Below are 18,805 nucleotides of genomic sequence, written 5' to 3'. Positions count from 1 at the left end.
AGCCTTATAAGTAAGGAACAAATTGCTAAGATTATTTTTTATCTACTTTAAAGCTATTTATTAAATTTTGTTTATGGTACTATATAGTAGTATTTGAAAACTTATAAATAAAAAGTCTACTATATGGGGGATTTATGAAGATATTAAAAAGAGATAAGAGAGAGGTGGACTTCGATCACTTAAAGATAAAGAATGCCATCGAAAAAGCCTTTGACTCTGTTGGAAAAGCCTATGTTGATTCTGTCATCAACGCCTATGCCCTTGACATCAAGGAGACCTTATTAAAAAACTATGACCCAAAGAAGCCACCTACTGTGGAAGAAATTCAGGACTTAGTTGAGCTAAAGCTAATTGATGAGAAGGAAATCGAAGTTGTAAAGGCTTACATCCTTTACAGGAATAGACATTCTGAAGAAAGACAAATCTTAGACAAGTTCGCCAACTACATCACTGACGGCAAGGTCCTAAAGATTTTGAAGTTTGTGAGAAAGACTTACGATCCAAAGAAGTACGAGCTTGAGAACTTGTACAAGAAGTTTGAATCCTTTGTGAAGAAGGACCAAAGTCAAGATGCCTATCTTTCTGAAATTATCAAGGCGGCAAGTGAGTTAACAGACAAGGATGCCCCTAGGTGGGAATTTATCGCAGCCCTTTTCTTAAACTATGACCTTGAAAAGAAAATTAAGGCTAACCTAGAAGAATTTAAGATCAACAATTTCTACGAAAAGATTATCTTCTTAACTGAGAAGGGTCTTTACGGCAAATACATCCTAGAAAATTATTCTAAGGAAGATATTCTTGAGCTGGAAGCATATATTGATAATTCAAGAAACAGGCTCTTAAATTATTCTGGACTTGACCTTTTAATCAAGAGGTATGTCATCAGGAGCCACGATGGTAGGTTTGTGGAATCTATCCAAGAGATGTTTATGGGAATTGCCATGCACCTTGCCATCCCTGAGAAAAATAGGATTTACTGGGCTAAGAAGTTCTACGACATTTACTCTAGCCTAAAGGTTACTGTTGCAACACCAACTATGTCTAATTCTAGAAAGCCATACAACCAACTTTCTTCCTGTTTTATTGACACAGTGCCAGATACTCTAAAGGGAATTTATCGTTCCATTGACAACTTCGCCCAAATTTCTAAGCATGGCGGTGGAATGGGACTTTACTTTGGAAAGGTTCGTGCAACTGGATCTGACATCAGGGGCTTCAAGGGAGTTGCTGGCGGCGTAATTAGATGGATAAAGCTTGCCAATGACACTGCTGTTGCTGTTGACCAATTGGGAGTTCGTCAAGGTTCTGTTGCCTGCTATCTTGATGTATGGCACAAGGACATTCCAGAATTTCTACAACTTCGTACAAATAATGGTGATGACAGGATGAAGGCTCACGACATCTTCCCTGCTATTTCTTATCCAAATTTATTCTTTGAATTGGCAGAGAAGGACATCAATGCCCCATGGTATATGTTTGATCCCCACGAAGTTCTTGAAAAGAAGGGCTATTCTCTTGAGGACTTCTACGGCAAGGAATGGGAAGAAAAGTACAGGGAATGTATTGAAGATGAATCTATCTCCCGTCGTGAAATGTCTGTCAAGGACCTTGTTAGGCTTATTATCAAGTCCCTTACAGAAACTGGAACACCTTTTGCCTTCTACAGGGACAATGTAAATGAGATGAATCCAAACAAGCACATGGGCATGATTTATTCTTCAAACCTATGTACAGAAATTATGCAAAATATGTCTGCCATTGAAACCCTAGATACTACAATAGAAACTGAAGATGGGGACGAAGTAATTGTGACAAAGACTAAGCCTGGTGACTTTGTAGTTTGTAACCTTGCTTCCCTTGTCCTTGGAAATATAAATCTTGAAGACGACAAGGAGTTAAAGGACATTGTTGCAACAACTGTAAGGGCCCTTGACAATGTTATTGACCTTAACTACTACCCAATCCCTTATGCCAAGGTGACAAATAGGAAGTACAGGTCCATAGGTCTTGGAACTTCTGGTTACCACCATGCCCTTGTAAAGGCTGGAATGGCATTTTCTGATATAGAAGACCACTTGAAGTGGGCAGACGACCTTTATGAAAGGATAAACTTCCACGCAGTTACTGCTTCTATGGAGATTGCCAAGGAAAAGGGATTTTATGACTTCTTCCAAGGCTCCGATTGGGAAAACGGCAACTACTTCGACCTTCGTGGCTACAAGGATGCTAAGTGGAATAAATTAAGAGAAGATGTAAAGACAAACGGACTTAGAAATGGTTACATCATGGCAATTGCTCCAACAGGTTCAACCTCAATTATCGCTGCAACAAGTGCAGGTGTTGACCCAATTATGAACAGGTACTTCTTGGAAGAAAAGAAGGGTTCAATCCTTCCAAGGGTGGCACCAGACTTGACACCACAAAGCTTCTGGCTCTATGAAAATGCCCACGAACTTGATCAAAACTTTGTAATCGAAGCTGCAGCTATTAGGCAAAGGCACATTGACCAGGCTCAGTCCATTAACTTCTATATAACAACTGACTTCACAATGAGAAAGATCCTCAACCTTTATATCAAGGCAGCCAAGGAAAAGTTAAAGTCTGTTTATTATGTGAGAAGTAAGTCTTTAGAAGTTGAAGACTGCGACTACTGTGCATCATAAATTATTATAAAGCTACAATTTTTTATAAAGTCGTAAATTTTTATAAAGTCGTAAATTTTTATGAAGTCGTAATTTTTTATAAAGTCATAAAAATTTAGAAAATCGTTACAAATTATTATTAAGGAGGAAATATGCAACTTTCAAAAAGAGGTCTCTTTAATGAAGAGGGAGACATTGAAACTTCCAAGAGAAGGGTCATCAATGGCAATACAACAAACCTAAATGACTTCAACAACTTGAAGTATAGCTGGACAAGTGATTGGTACCGCCAAGCTATGAACAACTTTTGGATACCAGAGGAAATTAATCTTTCCCAAGATGTGAAGGACTACAGGGAACTTGACAAGGCTGAAAAAACTGCTTATGACAAGATTTTATCTTTTTTGATTTATCTTGACTCGCTACAAACTGCTCAGATACCAAAGTTACAATCCTATGTAACAGCAAATGAAATCAATCTTTGCCTTTCAATCCAAGGTTATCAAGAGTCCATCCACTCTCAATCTTATTCCTACATCTTGGACACAATTTGTTCTCCAGAAGAGAGGGAAGAAATCCTCTACCAATACAAGGATGACGAAGTCCTATTAAAGAGAAACAAATTTATTGGGGACCAATACCAAGACTTCTACGAAGATGAAAACTTGGACAACTTTATGAAGGCCCTAATAGCCAACTACATCTTAGAAGGAATTTACTTCTACTCAGGTTTCTCCTTCTTCTACAATCTTGGAAGAATGGGCAAGATGCCTGGCACAGTTTCTGAAATCAGATACATCAATAGGGACGAGAACACTCACCTTTGGTTATTCAGAAGCATCATCCTTGAAATGAAAAAGGAAGAGCCAGAGATATTTACAGATGAAAATATTGAGGCATACAAAGAAATGCTTAAAAAGGGTGTTGAGGAAGAGATTGCTTGGGGTAAGTATGTCATAGGCGATGAAATTAAGGGTCTCAATGAAAAGATGATTGAAGATTACATCATGTACCTTGGCAACTTGCGTTCCAGAAATCTTGGTTTTGGCAACCTCTTTGATGAAAATATCGATGAGCCAGAATCAATGAAGTGGGTTAGCGAATACTCTGATCCTAACCAAATCAAGACAGACTTCTTTGAAGCAAGACCATCTGCATATTCCAAATCTTCTGTAATTGAAGATGACCTTTAATAAGAAAGATATTTAAGCCGGATTTTTATCCGGTTTTTATTTTTAAAAAATTTCATCCCTAAGGAGGTTTATAATATGGAAGATAAGGACAACAACAAGAGACCCAAGTACAATTTACTTAGATATTATTTGATTTCCATCTTGGCAGTCTTTGCCTTAAACTGGTTAATTTTGCCAATGGTGACACAAAACAGCATAGAAGGTTCTTCTTATTCAGACTTTAGGAGGAACTTGAGTCAAGATAAAATTGCAGAGGTAAACTTTAAACCAGACCAAATCCTCTACAAGCTTAAGGGGGATAAAAAAATCTACAAGACTGGAAGGATGGAAGACCCAGACATAGTTAGGGACCTTGAAGAGAAAAATGTTGACTACTCTTCTGAAATTCCAGAAAAGCCAAGTTTATTTATGAACTTTGTCATGACTTGGGGATTTCCAATCCTATTATTCTTCTTTCTACAAAGGGCAATGACTAAGAGGATGGAAAGTTTCGGCGGCGGCATCTTTGGTGGTGGAAAGAAAATCCAAAAGTACGAACCAAGTGGCGAAACTGTAAACTTTGATGATGTCGCAGGTCAAGAGGAAGCTGAAGAGTCTCTGGTGGAAATCGTGGACTACTTAAAAAATCCAAAAAAATATACAGACATTGGTGCCAAGTGTCCTAAGGGAGCCCTACTTGTTGGCCCTCCAGGAACTGGTAAGACTCTACTTGCCAGGGCAGTAGCTGGGGAAAGTCACGTTCCCTTCTTCTCCATAGCAGGTTCTGAATTTGTGGAAATGTTTGTAGGTCGTGGAGCAGCAAGAGTGAGAGAACTCTTTGAAGAGGCAAAAAAGAATGCCCCATGTATTATTTTTATTGACGAAATTGATACTATTGGTAAGAAAAGAGATTCAGCAGGAATTTCTGGCAACGATGAAAGAGAACAAACCCTCAACCAACTTTTAACTGAGATGGATGGTTTTGATGGCAACATTGGTATTGTTATGCTTGCTGCAACTAACAGGCCAGAGATCCTTGACCCAGCCCTTTTAAGACCAGGAAGGTTTGACAGGCAAATCAGGGTTGAGCTTCCAACTCTAAAGGACAGGATTGAAATCTTAAAGGTTCACGCAAGGTCCTACAAGATGGAAGATGACCTTGATTATTCACTTATTGCAAGGTCAACTGCTGGTGCATCAGGTGCCCAACTTGCAAATATCTTAAACGAAGCTGCCCTTCGTGCAGTTAGGATGGGTCACGACAAGGTTCATCAAGAGGACATCCAAGAGTCTATTGAAGTTGTAATTGCAGGTGCTCAAAGAAAGCAAGACATCCTTTCTCCAGAAGAAAAGAAGAGGGTTGCCTACCACGAAATTGGTCACGCCCTTGTTGCAGCCTTACAAACTGGGTCAGAACCTGTGGAAAAAATTACAATTATCCCAAGGACTTCAGGAGCCCTAGGTTACACTATGCAGGTGCCTAAGGATGAAAAGAATCTCTACACAAGAGAAGACCTTATTAATCACATCACAACTCTTTGCGGAGGACGTGCAGCAGAAGAAGTTATCTTTAATGAAGTTTCTACTGGTGCAGCCAACGACATTGAGAAGGCAACAGAAACTGCCAGGTCCATGATTACCCAATATGGTATGGCTGACGAGTTTGGCATGGTGAAGTTCCAAGACTCTGGGTCAAGATACATGGGCGACAATGGAAATATGAATTGCTCTGAAGAAACTAGGAAAGAAATTGATGACCTCATGGTTAAGATTGTGAAGTCAGCTCAGGACAAGGCGAGAAAATTAATTGCAGACAACAGGGATGCTATGAAAGAACTTTCTGAATTTTTGTTAGAAGAAGAAACTATAACTGGCAAACAATTTATGGAAATTTTATCAAAGTATAAGAACTTTGATGAAGAAGAATAAAAATATGAATTATGAAGAAGGTGGCTTGAAGCTGCCTTTTTTGTTTTCAAAAATTTCCCAGGTGTAAAGTATAAATATAGTTAGATAAAAATTTAGAGAAAGAAAAGGAGATGAATATGGGATTATTAGTAGAAGCTAAATGGGTTGACCAGTGGTATGACACAGAATCAACTGGAGGGAGTGGCATAGACAGTGGACTTAGACCACATCAAGACCCACTACTATATGTCCCACGATTTGATAAATCCAAATAAGATAGTGCCAATAGGCCCAGAGATAGACTTCTCGCTTTAAGTAAAACTTTATAAGTTAGCAACAAAAAAATCCTAGGGTTTCATGCCTAGGATTTTTTGCTGTGCATTTTTAATTTTTATTTAGCAAGTTACTTATCAAGCTTTGAAATTATTTGTGCTACTTCTGCCCTTGTTAAGTTTGTCTTAGGTGAGAACTTGTTGTTAGTAGTTCCACTTAGGATTCCCTTGTTAACTAGGAATTCAATTTCGCCAAGGGCCCAATCAGAGATTTCCTTTTGGTCATCAAAGACTACCATCTTAAGAGTTGAAGTGTCATCGCCCATTAATTTTAGATAAGCTGCCAAAGTGTATGCCATTTCTTCACGAGTGATGGCTTCATTAGCCATTGCCTTAGAAGTCTTTGGAAGAAGTTTCTTTTCAACAGCCCAGTTCATATATTCAGTGTAGAACTTGCCAGCTTCTATGTCCTTGTCCTTAACTTCAGCGTATTTCTTTGTGTCAACCTTGCCAAGTCTTCCAAGGATAGTGATAAATTCTCCACGAGTAATTTTTTCATTTGGAGAGAAGCTAAGGTCACTTGTGCCCACCATTAATTTCTTGTTGATGGCATCAATAATAGGTTTTCTTGCCCAGTGGTCAATTAAGTCAGCCTTAGAAACTTGTGAAAGTTCTTTTTGTAGTCCCTTTTCTAGGTCAAATACTTCTTTTTCCCATTCCATTGTCTTAGTAGTTGAGAATTCTGCTGCCTTTGCCTTGTCTTTAGAATAAAGTTCAATCCATTCCTTTTCAACTTGAGGAAGATCCTTCATGATTTTAGCTTCAAAGTCTGTTACAGTTTTTCTTGTTGATTCGCCAAGAGCTTCCCTGTTGCCAGAAACTAAATCATTAACAGATGAGCCAACCCAGTAGTAAGAGTTTGCATCATAAACTGGTGAATCATTTTTTGCTTCAGCTGTGGAGTCATTGATGTCAGGGAAAATTGGAATCCAAGGAATGTTAAGTGGACTTCCTAGAGTCATCCACATAAGACCTGGAGCTTCTTTAGGATAACCTTTCTTGATTTGGAAGATGTGGGCTTGCATTGTGTTAATAGAACCAATTGGTCTCTTGTGAGTCTTAGGGTTTGCTTTTCTTTCAGCCTTGTTGTCTGATGGAATAAATTCAGTTCCATCAAGTCTATTTCTAAATACATTTAAAGCATGAGTGATGTCTATTTTTTCGCTTCCTTCTGATAGGTCATTTAATAAGTCAAATCTCTTTGCATCGTAAGGAACTTTTGAGTTAGGGTCAAGGTCGTGGATACCAGACCAAACTCTTGAACGAGATGTATCTCTAATTTCCTTAGGACCATAGGATCCAGCCATATCCATTAGACCATCAGCATTTTCCTTATAAGTCTTAGCCTTCTTTGCAACTTCAACTATGTCTTTTGATGCAATTACATTTTCTTTGTCTTTAAGGTCAACGCCACCTAGCCAAAAATCGTTAGGGAAGATACTAAACTTATCAGCAGGATACTTAATGGCAACATATTGGTGGCCAGTGTAAATTTCCATGTACCAAACTTCATCTTGGTCGCCAAAGGCAACAATGTCGCCCATGGATGCGCCTTGTTCGTCAATAGTTTTTGCCAAAAGTTCAATGGCTCCCTTAGCTGATCTTGCGTGTGCAAGTAAGAAAGTTGTCATGCTAGCTTCGTTAACACCATCTTTTACAAAAGGATCGACCTTCAAGACTTCGTCTGATGGGCTAGCTGAAACTGTACAGAAGATACCTACGCCTGCTTCGTTGTAGCCAGCAGCATCGTAGACACCTTGTTCCATTTCTTTTGGCTTCTTGGAAGAGTCTGGAGTTGAGAAAAACTTCAAAGAGTCTTCCTTGTGTATGTATGTAAATCCATTGTTGACATCAACTAACTTGTCGCCCTTTTTAATTTCTCCACGTGGGTGAGTTACAAGTCTCATAGTCCTATTTCTTTGGTAGTCCTCAGTCCTTCCAAAGATAAAAGAACCATCAGTAGTTAAGTCTTTACCAACAATGATACCTGTGCAGGCAAAAGTTGGAACTGCCATGGATAGAACCATGCTAGATACAAGACCTGCAATCAATAATCTCTTCTTTCTATTTTTCATAATTACCTCCTTGGCTCCCTTTTATAAAAATGTTTTCTTTATCTAAATAAAGATGATGGAAGCGTTTTTATAAATATAAATTAACACCTCAGAATATAATAAGTCAATGTTTTAATTTTGTACTAAATTTTGTCGATGTAGCACTTAAAACCACAAAAGAAAAATCTGCAAGATAACTTGCAGATTTCACTTAATTCTTGTTTTTTAATTTTGAAATCAAGAGGCATACTAGCATTCCTAGGGATGCAATAACAACTATTGCTCCACCTGGTTTTAGGTCGAAGTAGTAGGACAGGATGACACCACTTAGGGTGTAAATAAGTCCAAGGACCAAGGTGTTAAGGAAAGTTGCCTTGTAGGATTTACTTATTAATAGTGATGATGCCACGGGCAAAACTATAAGTGATGTCACCATGAGGGCACCAATTATTTTGGCTGAAAGGGCAATTGTAAGGGCAGATAAAAGTGTGAAGATTGAATTAATTCTCGCCACATTAACCCCGCTCATCTTGGCAAGTTGAGGATCAATTGCGATGGAGAGGAGACCAAAATAATAAATTAAAGAAATTGCAACAACAAGTATAAAGGTAATGAGGACGATTACTACGTCAAGCTTTGATACTGATGCAATACTTCCAAAGAGATAGGCATCAAAGCTACTTCCTCCTGGTGAAAAGTCTGACAAGAGGGCAGCAAGTCCTAGTCCCATAGAGGTTATTATGGCAGTTGCCATATCACCAAATTGGGGGAACTTCTTCCTGATTTTTTCAATGGAGAAGGCTCCAATGACGCAGGCAAAGATGGCACCAATTAGGGGATTGATGGAAAGGATTAGTCCCAAGGCAACCCCAGCTAGCGAAACGTGAGATAGGGCATCCCCCATCATAGAAGTCCCACGATTAACTATAACAATCCCAATGAGGGGAATTATTATGGATATCATAAAGGAAACTAAGAGGGTCCTAATCATAAAGCTATACTGTAACAAGTTCAAGACCTCCCTTCTTTAGTTCGTAAAACTTATCCATTTGTAGATTATTTTTAACCCAGTCTAGTTCGTGAGTTATTAAAATTATGGATACGTCAAAATTTTTGTTTAAGTCTTCAAGGGTTTTGGCAAATTGCCTCTTTGAATTTTCGTCGACGCCTGATGTTGGCTCGTCAAAAATTAAAATTTCTGGATTGTTCATAAGGGCCCTTGTGATAACAACCCTTTGTCTCAAACCACCAGACAAGTCCCTTAGGGGATAGTCTGCGTACTTCTCTAGGTTCATCTTCTTTAAAAGTTCCATAGTTTTGTCGTAGTGGACCTTTCTTGGAATTTTTATCATCCCCATACTTTCGTAGAGCTGTAGGGTTACAAGCTCCTTGACAGAAATTGGGAAGGTATATAAATTTTCCTTTTGTGATTGAGGAACGTAGCCAATCTTTTTAAGTGAATCAAGGGTTAGGTCTTCTTCAAATATTTTTATTTCCCCAGACCTTAGCTTGAGCTCCCCAATAATTATTTTTATTAAAGTTGTCTTGCCAACTCCGTTGCCACCGATGATAGTGATTTTCTCCTTGTTCATCAGGGTCAGGTTTAAGTCCTTAAGGACTGTATCCCTATCGTAGGCAAAGTTGGCATTTTTTATTTCAATAGCCTTCATATATCACCTCAATGATTCGTATATATTTTTCAAATTGTATTCCATCATATCTATAAAGTCATCTCCAACGTTCCTTTCAATATCCCTGTTAATATACTCCATGGATATTAGGCCTTTTAGGTCAGCACCAATTTCCTCTGCGATTATGTCTGCCCCATTTTCTGGCATCCCATATTCGTAAAAGATTGTGTTGATATGTCTTTTTCTTGCGTCATCTATGGCCTTTGTGATCTTCTTTATACTTGGAGAATCTGTACTTGTGAGACCTTGGAGAGGATATTGGATGAGGTCAAAGTCCTTGGCTAGGTAGGCAAAGGCAAAGTGACTAACAATAAATTCCTTCCTCTTAGTTTTCTTAAAGAGGTCCCTGTACTTGTAGTCCAGTGCTGTAAGCTTTCTCAAAGTCTTGGAAGCATTCTTCCTGTAGATATTTTTGTTTTCAGGATAGAGCTTGGACATCTTGTATTCAATATCATTTACATATCTCTTGGCATTTCTAATACTCATCCAAGAGTGAGGATCGTAGGTTATCTTGTCCTCGTTAGTAGTTGAAGTATCACGAAGGACATCTAGTTTCATATCATCTCCATGGGAATCAAGCATCTTATAAGAAAGTAGGTCTGTGGAAATTCTGTCGCTAAACATAATCCACTTGCCCTTCTTAGGAAGCTTGTAATAAATTTCTCCATGCTCATGGCCCATCTCAAGCTTATAAGTCTTCCTGTCCTCAACCTTTATTAGGGACTTTTGTGGAACATCTTCGCCAGGGTCCTCCATGATCTTTCGACCCATCTTAATAAGGTCCTTTTCAGAGTAGTCCTTGTCACAATAGAGGAAGGCAATCCTCATATTATCTTCGTGTGTGTGACCAAATTCAAAGGAGTAGGTTTCCTTATCAAAGTCGCCAGCCACCATGTATTGGAAGTCTCCAATAGCAGCAGCCCCCTTGTAGGAAATTAAATTAACCCCACTGGCAAGATTTAGGATGTCCAAATTTGGAAGAGTATTGGCAATTGTGTCTGCCCAGTGTTCCATATTGGCCCCATTTATAATTAACAAGTCAGAATTTGACAGGTCCTTTATCTTTCTTGGAGTTGGCTCCCAGAGGTGGGGGTCCTGGTTTTTTGGCATCAGGATCCTTAGGTCCACAGTGTCACCAACTACGCTTTTAGTTAAGCTGTAAACTGGATAAAAGGAAGTGTAGACGACAGGTTTTGCGTCTTTACTTTTTTCTGCCTTGCAAGCAACTAGAGAAAAAGCCAAGAGAAATACAGTCATAATTTTTATTATTTTTGACATAAAGTCTCCTTTCTCTTAAAAAAATATCCTCGATGAAGCATCGAGGATGGGATAAATAGAAATATTATTCAGCAACTTCTTCGTAAACTTGATCGATAGTTACTGTTGGACTAACAAATGTTGGGTACCAGTCATCTTTAGCTAACATTTCTTGAGCACTTCCTCCAACTCTTAAGTGGAAGTGTGGCATGTGGTCTTCGCCGTGAACTGGCATCAATAAAATTGTTGGATATTTTCCATTAGAAGTAAACTCGTACCAATAAAGAGTTTTTCCACCGTGTTCTATTGGGTGCTTGTCTACTAGTTTGTAGTCAGCCTTGTCAATTTCTTCCCCTTCAGGTCCTTTTAAGAAAGTTATGCTATTTCCATCAACCTTTATAGCTCCAAAATCAACTGCAACGTGATCAGCAAAGTTCTTTTTAGCTTGATCTTCAGTGATATTATCTCTCTTAGCAACTTCTTCGTAAGCACCCTTTAGGCCAGGATCATCAAGATAGTTGGAAATGTTATTCCATTCGCCGTCCCAGTCAGAAAGAGTAACTTCATCAGCAGACTTATCATCAGCCTTAGTTGCTACATTTTGTTCGACCTTAGCCTTGTTCTCCTTAGGCTCATTCTTAGACTCTTCCTTGTTACAAGCAACAAGAAGAGTTGCAGATAAAGCCAAGACACCTAGCGATAGTCTAAATTTTTTATTCATAATTCCTCCTTATTATAAGTTAGCTAATATTTTGTGAAGAATTTAAAGAAATTAGCAGAAAAATTTCTTATATTAGAGAATAGACAAAATATTAGCAACTTGTAAATGATACGCATTATCATTTTTATAAACCTAGTATAACAAGTTCAAAAATTTTATTTTAAAGAACTTACTCAAATTTACTTAATTAGTATAAAAGATTATTACTTAGAAAATTATTTTGCTTTTAAGATCTAATTGATTTGATTCTTCGCCTTTATAAAAAAAATAAAAAGTTATTTAAGCGAGAGTCGAAGCTTAGAAAAAAATAATTAATTGTGAAGTTGTCCCCTATTAGGAGTTCAGCAAGCCCTATATTTATTTGCAAATTTTGGGTAAAGGTAACCTAGGTGATAATATGAAGAATATAAAAACTATTTATCTTGCAGGTGGATGCTTTTGGGGAACTGAAGGCTACTTCAAAAGAATAAAGGGAATAAAGAAGACCCTAGTTGGGTACGCCAATGGCATTAGCGACGAAACAAATTATGAATCTGTGGCAAGGACAGACCACGCAGAAACAGTAAAAATTTATTACGACTTCTCTCACATCTCCCTAACAGAGATCCTCCTCCACTACTTTAGGATCATTGATCCCAAGTCTATTAACAGGCAGGGCAATGACATAGGGCGACAATACAGGACAGGAATATATTGGGAAGAAGGAGACACAAGGTCAGAAGAAATTGTTAAGGACTTCATAGCCTATGAAGAAGAAAAACTTGGCAAGCTTGCAGTGGAAATCTCTCCCATCAAAAATTTTGTAAAGGCAGAGGACTACCACCAAGCTTATCTTGACAAGAATCCCATGGGCTACTGCCACATCAACTTGAGCTTGGCAGATGAACCAATAATTGATGACGAAAGAGAATTTTTAAATAAGTCTAAGCGAGAAGCCCTTGATGATCTTTCCTACGAAGTTATGGCAAACTCTGGAACAGAAAGGCCCTTCACAAGTGACTTAAATGCTGAACATAGGAAGGGAATTTATGTAGACAAGCTTTCGAGAAAACCCCTCTTTGTTTCATCAGACAAGTTTGACGCAGGTTGTGGCTGGCCATCCTTCTCAAGACCAATCCTTTCAACCTATCTCGATGAAGAAGTGGACACTTCTTATGGAATGGTAAGGACAGAAGTGAGGTCTAAGTCATCAAACTCCCACCTTGGTCACGTCTTTCATGATGGACCAATAGACATGGGCGGACTTAGGTACTGCATCAACGGAGCAGCTCTTGACTTCATCCCCTACGAAGATATGGATAAAGAAGGCTATGCAGACTATAAGATTTTTGTAAAATAAAAAAAGAAAAGAACCTAGGACTTTATGGATTAACCATATTCCCAAGTTCTTCTTTTTGTGTACAAACCTAGTTATTATTTTGACTTAAGCATAAAAATTAGGATAACTTTATTTTATTAGATAATTTAAGCTTTGGTTTTTAAAACACATTTGAATATTAAGAAAGTATGAGTTAGTAAAATTTTATGAGATAGTAAAAAAATATAAGTCAGTAAAAGTTTATAGACTCATAAGAAAATTATGGACTCATAAAATTTTATGAATTTACAAAAATCTAATAAGACTATAAATAAGGGAGCGTGAGGCACGTAAATTATATTAAGCTGTTGTTATTTAATATTTTTGTTAATTTTTATTCCCTAGTAACCCTTATTTGCCAGCTATACCCTCAAGTCCCTTGTCAACAAGAGCTTGTTTTTCTGGGTCAATCTTTGGAGTGTCCATTGTGAAGGAGTTATTAACAACTGTGAAGTCGAAGTATCCAAGTCTTGCAACTGGTTTAATGCTGCAGATATCAATCTTGTCTTCGTCAGTTATGAACTTGTCGTCAATGTGGATTCCAATAACTTCACCGATAATGATATCGATTGTGTTAAGTGTGTCAACACCTGGAAGTCTAATTGTTTGAACGTATTTTATCTCGTATTGGATAGGTGAACCCTTAACTCTTGCAACATCTACAAGCTTGGATTCTTCTTTTTCAAGACCGCAGTGTTCGAATTTGTCCATAAAGTCTTCACTTGCAATTGAAGATTCGTTCATTGCTTGTGCAAGATCTTCAGTTACCATGTTGTAAACAAATTCTCCAGTTCTTTCGATATTTTTAACAGTGTTTTTTCTGTCACCAAATACGTTTTGGTTAGCTGAGAATAAAACTAGTGGTGGGTCAAATGTTAGGTTTGTGAATTGTGAGTATGGTGCAATGTCGTCTGTTCCATCTGGGTTCTTAGTTGAAATCCAGCCAATTACTCTTGGTACTGAACATGATTTAAATGGGTTCTTTTTTAGTCCGTGGTTATTTTTCTTTGGTTCGTAAAACATAATTATCTCCTTTTTTTCTGTAAAAATTTTAAAACAATAAACTTTCTAAATTATTTAATTAACAAAAATGCTATAGGCGTAGTGATTAAGAAACAGAATATAGTTCTTTCAAACCATATTATTACTAGGTCCTTAATGGAAACATCAATCTCAGATGCTACAATTGTAGGGATTGTAGTTGAGAACATAATTACTTGAGCAACACTCATTACAGAGATTATAAATCTTGTAACTAGAGGAGCCTTTGTTACCACCATTACTGGTAGGAACATTTCAGCAAGTCCTAACATGGCAGCCTTTGCTGCTAGTAGTGGCTCAGGTATTCTAAGTAAAAGTGTAAGTGGATATAAAATATATCCGAAGTAGTCGAATACTTGTGTGTAGTTTGCAATTATAAGTGCAACTAGACCGATTGACATAAAGTTTGGCAGAACTTCAAATACTAGGTTAAAGGAATCTAAGACATTCTTAGTGGTTCTTGGAACAACAGGTCCTGCTTCCTTGCAAAGTGTAAGTCCTTCATTAAGTGATGCCATAAATAGATTGCCTTCAAGTTTTTCTTCTGGGTAACCTTCCATGTCCTTGTAGTATCTATCTGATGTTGTTGAAATTGGTGGAATTCTAACTGTTATGGCACTAAGTGCAAAGGTAACAAATAGTGAAACGAAAACATATTCGCCCCAATATTCCATTAGATCAGTTGTGTTCGCAATTACTATTAAAAAGGATATTGCAACTGTAGTAAAGCCTGTTACTACTGCCACAGCTTCTCTTTGTGTATACTTTCTCTCCCTGTATAGGTCGTCAGTCATCATTACCCCAACTGCAGTTGATCCCATAAAGGCTGCTACTGCAATTACTGCTGTCCTACCAGGAGTCTTCCAGATTGCTCTCATTATTGGTCTCAAAAAGTTTCCTATAAAATCAATAAATCCGTAGTCCATTAAGAAAGTTATAAAAATTGCTGAAATTGGAATTAATGTACCTACTTGTATTGCCAGTGAGTTAAACAAGAATGGACCGTGGTCATCTCTTGCAACTGCTTCTGGTGCGTAACCAGAGAATAAATAGAGTGTGAAGAATGCCCCAATTAATTTTGTGAAAGAGAATATTATAGTGACTTTATCAGCCTTCCAAGTTCCCTTCACAAAAGGTCTAAAGGCACCTATCATAATGATGATAAAGGCATAAGCTGTTGCAACTTTTGGTAAGCTGTTAATAAAAAGTGAAATTACATATTCTAATGGGATTGTCGATTTGTCATCCACCTTGATAGGCACGAAAAAGGCAAATATTCCAATTGCACTGAGAATTATAAACTTAGCAAGTAATTTCGGGTCTTTGTAAAGCTTTTCTTCCCTATGTATTATTTTTTCTTTCATTTATTTCCTCCTTTTGATATGATAATAACCTTTTCCTAAACACAAAAATATGGAATATATTGCTTTAGATTTTAAAGTTTTTGCTTTATAATATAATCACGATAAAGTATTTAGACTTTTGAGGTAATAGAATTTTAGAATTTATTTGATTAAGGATAGAATAAAAAAGAATTTAAGAAAAGAGAGAGGAAAAAATTGGGAGACAAGTTACTTTTATACGACATAATAACAAAGGACTACATACACAACCTAATATATGGAGACTTATCAAGAGCAAGACTCTTTCAGTCCACCTTTAGCCAATACCAACTTGACCTTGACACCAACTACATAATCACTATTATGTATGACGACTTTTGGAAAGTCTGCAAAAATCGTGACAACCACTACAGGTATATTTTAAAGAGAAAACTGCTTGAATACACTAGAGAAATAATTAAGGACTATAAGACCATCTCCACTACCCTAACGGGGACTGACAAGATAATAATTTTTTTGGATTGCCAAGGAAGGACTGAGGAAGAGGCCTTTGACCTAAGCCAGGAGTTAGCAGAAAAAATTATTGATGATCTAAAGAATGAGATGACTCACACAGTGAGCATTGGGATAAGCTCTTACTGCAAATCTAACAAGGACCTAGCTAAGGGATATGAAGAATCCTTTAACTGTCTGGAAAATATTTTTAACAAGGGACGAGGAAAAATTTTAAGACCCAGCCTTATTGATGTAAAAATTGACCAAGACTACAAGTCTAAGATTGATAAAAAAATCTATGAACTCCTAATAAAAATTGGCTTTCAAGATAGGGAAGGCTCCTACGACATAGTTGATGAAATTGTTCAGGATATGGTGGAGAGAAACGTAAGCGAAGAATACATTAAGTCCAACCTCATTAGGCTACTTGTGGAAGTTATAAATTATTTTTCCAGGGGAAGTCTAAAGTCCGACCTGTCACTTATAACTGTAAAGAGCATTGAAACCATTGTTGGCTCTAACAATATTGACGATACCAGGGCAGCAATAAATAGGACCCTTGACCTAATAAGTTCTGGACTTGAAATAGAAGACCAACATGACCTTGCCATGAATAACGCCAGGGCCTATATTGAAAAATATTATACGAGGGACATTAGCCTTGATGAAATATCTATGGTGGCAGGTTACAGTAAGAGTCACTTCTCCAGGACCTTTAAGGAAAGAATGGGGATAAACTTTTCAAAATACCTAATAAGGGTGAGGATAGAAAATGCTGAAAAGTTAATAAGGTCATCTGATCAATCAATTTTCGACATCTCCCTTGAAGTTGGCTTTAACGACTACTCCTATTTTTCCAAGGCCTTTAAGGATGTTTATGGACTTAGTCCCAGGGATTATAGAAATAAAAATAAAAATTAAATTATATAGAAAATGCCAGAGGGGGTTATGTCTCTGGCATCTTTTATTTCAAAATTTTTATAATTTCTTCTTGGGCTTCCTTGCCTTCTGGGAAGATTGACAAGAGTGGATAGCAGTGGCAAAGTCCATTTCCCACTATTATTTTGTAATTAACCTTGTATTTTTTTAGGGCTTCCTCAAAAAGAGGTGCAAAGGCATAGATCACTTCATAAGACCCATAGTAGAGGTAGGTCATTGGAAAGTTACTAAAGTCTCCCCTGTAGGGATAGAGCATATATTCAGGGACACTTTCTCCATTAGTCATAATTTCTTTTGCAGTGTCAAAATACTTGTAGTCAACCATTATGTCCTTATTGTTTAATTCCTTCAGCCTATCCATATCGAGATCATTAGATAGACATCCACCAGCAGAAGATGCGATGATTTCTCTTGGCATCTTTAAAGGCAATTTATTTTCATTTATGTAGAGACCAAGTCCAAGGGCAAGTGAGGCTCCAGATGAAAAACCTAAAATGGAAAGGGACTCTTCCCCATAGGTTTTTGTCATCTCTTCATAGACTCCTACAGTGGCATCGTAAGCTTTCACTATGGTCTTGTCAATGCAAAGGGGATAAAAGTAGAACCAGACATCTTTACCAGTGGTGCGACAAATCTTCTTGGCAAAGCTTAAGTCCCTCTTGTCGGGATTTGTTATGTAGCCACCGCCAAAGAGGTATAAGATTGCACCGGGATTTTTATTTTTTGAATGTATTACAATCAATCTTTGGGACAAAAAAGTCCTATCATCATAATAAATGTCGGCTTCATCTTTAAGCTTGAAGCTTGGCTTTTGATTTTGCCTACTGGCATAATTTAAAATCTTATCCTTTGGCAAGAGAAAAATTTTTTTAATTCTAATTGCCCTTACTAGACCTGCTAAAATCTTATAAGAAATGCTCATAACAAACCTCCTATATCTAATAGCATATTATCACTTTAACAAGAAAAAGATTAAAAATTTTAAGAAAAAGACCCTTTAAAATAAAATTTTTTATAAAAATTAAGGAAAACTCCTCCGCAACCAAAAGTTGCGCCCCATTTGCTTGTTAGACCAGGATATTTTTGTTATCATTTCTTACATAAAATGAAATTATGAGATAATAAAAGGCGAGTGAAAATTATGTACGGAGAAAAAATAAAAGCAAAGAGAAGAGAACTAAATCTCTCCCAAGAAGACCTTGCCGACAAACTTTTTGTAACAAGGCAGGCAATTTCAAAATGGGAAAATGATAAGGCCACACCAACAATGACCAACTTGAGAGAACTCTCTGAAATATTTGGAGTTGATATGGCATACTTTATTGGTAAAGCTGAGGAAGAAAAGAAAGAAGTAACAAAAGAGGGCGTTGAAGAAAGAAGTGAAGATAAAAGAAGTACGAAAAAAATTATTGGAGATGGACTCTGGGACATCTTCATCTACGCCTGCCTTTGTGGGCTAGGGATTTTCTTTTTCGCAGTTTACTACTTCCTCTTTGTGGAAAGTTACCTGGGTAAGGACCCGAAAGACATGCCCTACCTCATCCTTACAATCTATATGATTGTAGCCCTAATAGCCTTCCCTCAAGCCTACAAAGATATAGGTGACAAACTAGATGACCTTGAATACAACTTGTTCTCCAAAGTAGTCCTACCCCTTGTCTACCTTCTCTCTCCCTTAATAGTCTTCTATCACATAATAAAAAATAAAAATTAAAAAACAAAAACTAAGTCCACCCTAGCCGGTGGATTTTTCTTTGGGAAATAAAAATAGTCTAAAAAGTCAATATATGTTAAAATCATTTTATATGGAGGTGTTTACATGGATACCAGTGGACCCTGGAAAAAATGTATGT

The 18,805-nt window shown here is 37.3% G+C and carries 15 protein-coding genes; 7 read left to right on the top strand and 8 right to left on the bottom strand.

Annotated elements, in window-relative coordinates; genetic code table 11:
- Positions 1–134 precede the first annotated feature (134 nt).
- From HMPREF1864_RS03030 to HMPREF1864_RS08475, 4 genes are all read left to right on the top strand, one after another.
- Positions 135–2,663, top strand: coding sequence for a ribonucleoside-diphosphate reductase subunit alpha (locus tag HMPREF1864_RS03030; RefSeq protein ID WP_062571373.1), 2,529 nt, complete (start codon positions 135–137; stop codon positions 2,661–2,663).
- A 131-nt stretch (positions 2,664–2,794) separates the two neighbouring features.
- Entirely contained in the window at positions 2,795–3,835 is a 1,041-nt protein-coding gene (locus HMPREF1864_RS03025; RefSeq protein WP_062571372.1) for a ribonucleotide-diphosphate reductase subunit beta, read from the top strand.
- A gap of 75 nt (positions 3,836–3,910) precedes the next feature.
- Positions 3,911–5,743: an ATP-dependent zinc metalloprotease FtsH gene (gene ftsH, locus HMPREF1864_RS03020; RefSeq protein ID WP_062571371.1), complete on the top strand. Its 1,833-nt coding sequence runs from the start codon at positions 3,911–3,913 to the stop codon at positions 5,741–5,743.
- A gap of 116 nt (positions 5,744–5,859) precedes the next feature.
- Entirely contained in the window at positions 5,860–5,997 is a 138-nt protein-coding gene (locus HMPREF1864_RS08475; protein WP_156435948.1) for a hypothetical protein, read from the top strand.
- A 128-nt stretch (positions 5,998–6,125) separates the two neighbouring features.
- Here HMPREF1864_RS08475 and HMPREF1864_RS03015 read toward each other — a convergent pair whose 3' ends face one another.
- The 5 genes from HMPREF1864_RS03015 to HMPREF1864_RS02995 form a co-directional block, all read right to left on the bottom strand.
- Positions 6,126–8,129: a C69 family dipeptidase gene (locus HMPREF1864_RS03015; RefSeq protein WP_062571370.1), complete on the bottom strand. Its 2,004-nt coding sequence runs from the start codon at positions 8,127–8,129 to the stop codon at positions 6,126–6,128.
- A 190-nt stretch (positions 8,130–8,319) separates the two neighbouring features.
- Positions 8,320–9,117 (bottom strand): metal ABC transporter permease, encoded by a 798-nt coding sequence (locus HMPREF1864_RS03010; protein ID WP_062571369.1) that lies wholly within the window; start codon positions 9,115–9,117, stop codon positions 8,320–8,322.
- On the bottom strand, positions 9,104–9,778 hold the full coding sequence (locus tag HMPREF1864_RS03005) for a metal ABC transporter ATP-binding protein (protein WP_062571368.1): 675 nt from the start codon (positions 9,776–9,778) through the stop codon (positions 9,104–9,106). Before HMPREF1864_RS03005 ends, HMPREF1864_RS03010 begins: the two co-directional genes overlap by 14 nt.
- 3 nt (positions 9,779–9,781) lie before the next feature.
- A complete protein-coding gene (locus HMPREF1864_RS03000) occupies positions 9,782–11,077 on the bottom strand; it encodes a metal ABC transporter substrate-binding protein (protein WP_062571367.1) in 1,296 nt (431 codons plus the stop codon).
- Positions 11,078–11,141: 64 nt separating this feature from the next.
- Positions 11,142–11,777, bottom strand: a complete 636-nt coding sequence (locus tag HMPREF1864_RS02995) for a ZinT/AdcA family metal-binding protein (RefSeq protein WP_062571366.1) — start codon at positions 11,775–11,777, stop codon at positions 11,142–11,144.
- A 397-nt stretch (positions 11,778–12,174) separates the two neighbouring features.
- Here HMPREF1864_RS02995 and msrB point away from each other — a divergent pair, with 397 nt between their 5' ends.
- Positions 12,175–13,116, top strand: coding sequence for a peptide-methionine (R)-S-oxide reductase MsrB (gene msrB / locus HMPREF1864_RS02990; protein ID WP_062571365.1), 942 nt, complete (start codon positions 12,175–12,177; stop codon positions 13,114–13,116).
- Between the two features lie 369 nt (positions 13,117–13,485).
- On the opposite strand, the gene HMPREF1864_RS02985 is transcribed toward msrB, so the two are convergent.
- The gene (locus HMPREF1864_RS02985) at positions 13,486–14,157 is read right to left on the bottom strand and encodes a flavin reductase family protein (protein WP_062571364.1); all 672 of its coding nucleotides are present in this window, start codon (positions 14,155–14,157) and stop codon (positions 13,486–13,488) included.
- 50 nt (positions 14,158–14,207) lie between these two features.
- The gene (locus HMPREF1864_RS02980) at positions 14,208–15,539 is read right to left on the bottom strand and encodes a YjiH family protein (protein ID WP_062571363.1); all 1,332 of its coding nucleotides are present in this window, start codon (positions 15,537–15,539) and stop codon (positions 14,208–14,210) included.
- A 195-nt stretch (positions 15,540–15,734) separates the two neighbouring features.
- On the opposite strand from HMPREF1864_RS02980, the gene HMPREF1864_RS02975 reads away from it, so the two are divergent.
- Positions 15,735–16,934: a helix-turn-helix domain-containing protein gene (locus HMPREF1864_RS02975; RefSeq protein ID WP_062571362.1), complete on the top strand. Its 1,200-nt coding sequence runs from the start codon at positions 15,735–15,737 to the stop codon at positions 16,932–16,934.
- Between the two features lie 43 nt (positions 16,935–16,977).
- Here the strand turns inward: HMPREF1864_RS02975 and HMPREF1864_RS02970 are convergent, their stop codons facing one another.
- Positions 16,978–17,874, bottom strand: coding sequence for an alpha/beta hydrolase (locus HMPREF1864_RS02970; RefSeq protein WP_062571361.1), 897 nt, complete (start codon positions 17,872–17,874; stop codon positions 16,978–16,980).
- A 219-nt stretch (positions 17,875–18,093) separates the two neighbouring features.
- Between HMPREF1864_RS02970 and HMPREF1864_RS02965 the strand changes: the two genes are divergently transcribed.
- Positions 18,094–18,666: a helix-turn-helix domain-containing protein gene (locus tag HMPREF1864_RS02965; RefSeq protein ID WP_062571360.1), complete on the top strand. Its 573-nt coding sequence runs from the start codon at positions 18,094–18,096 to the stop codon at positions 18,664–18,666.
- The last annotated feature ends 139 nt before the right edge of the window (positions 18,667–18,805 follow it).

This window comes from Peptoniphilus sp. DNF00840 (genome assembly GCF_001553125.1).
GTDB classification, from domain to species: Bacteria; Bacillota; Clostridia; order Tissierellales; family Peptoniphilaceae; genus Peptoniphilus_A; species Peptoniphilus_A vaginalis.
The sequence above is the reverse complement of the archived record's forward strand: the minus strand, read 5'-3'. Positions and strand labels throughout refer to the sequence as shown.

What these genes read in the sequence shown, in the direction of transcription:
- msrB (WP_062571365.1), top strand. Translation starts at nt 12,175, where the DNA reads ATGAAGAATATAAAAACTATTTATCTTGCAGGTGGATGCTTTTGGGGA.
- HMPREF1864_RS03005 (WP_062571368.1), bottom strand. Translation starts at nt 9,778, where the DNA reads ATGAAGGCTATTGAAATAAAAAATGCCAACTTTGCCTACGATAGGGAT.
- HMPREF1864_RS08475 (WP_156435948.1), top strand. Translation starts at nt 5,860, where the DNA reads ATGGGATTATTAGTAGAAGCTAAATGGGTTGACCAGTGGTATGACACA.
- HMPREF1864_RS02995 (WP_062571366.1), bottom strand. Translation starts at nt 11,777, where the DNA reads ATGAATAAAAAATTTAGACTATCGCTAGGTGTCTTGGCTTTATCTGCA.
- HMPREF1864_RS03030 (WP_062571373.1), top strand. Translation starts at nt 135, where the DNA reads ATGAAGATATTAAAAAGAGATAAGAGAGAGGTGGACTTCGATCACTTA.
- ftsH (WP_062571371.1), top strand. Translation starts at nt 3,911, where the DNA reads ATGGAAGATAAGGACAACAACAAGAGACCCAAGTACAATTTACTTAGA.
- HMPREF1864_RS03015 (WP_062571370.1), bottom strand. Translation starts at nt 8,129, where the DNA reads ATGAAAAATAGAAAGAAGAGATTATTGATTGCAGGTCTTGTATCTAGC.
- HMPREF1864_RS03025 (WP_062571372.1), top strand. Translation starts at nt 2,795, where the DNA reads ATGCAACTTTCAAAAAGAGGTCTCTTTAATGAAGAGGGAGACATTGAA.
- HMPREF1864_RS02965 (WP_062571360.1), top strand. Translation starts at nt 18,094, where the DNA reads ATGTACGGAGAAAAAATAAAAGCAAAGAGAAGAGAACTAAATCTCTCC.
- HMPREF1864_RS03000 (WP_062571367.1), bottom strand. Translation starts at nt 11,077, where the DNA reads ATGTCAAAAATAATAAAAATTATGACTGTATTTCTCTTGGCTTTTTCT.
- HMPREF1864_RS02985 (WP_062571364.1), bottom strand. Translation starts at nt 14,157, where the DNA reads ATGTTTTACGAACCAAAGAAAAATAACCACGGACTAAAAAAGAACCCA.
- HMPREF1864_RS02980 (WP_062571363.1), bottom strand. Translation starts at nt 15,539, where the DNA reads ATGAAAGAAAAAATAATACATAGGGAAGAAAAGCTTTACAAAGACCCG.
- HMPREF1864_RS02970 (WP_062571361.1), bottom strand. Translation starts at nt 17,874, where the DNA reads ATGAGCATTTCTTATAAGATTTTAGCAGGTCTAGTAAGGGCAATTAGA.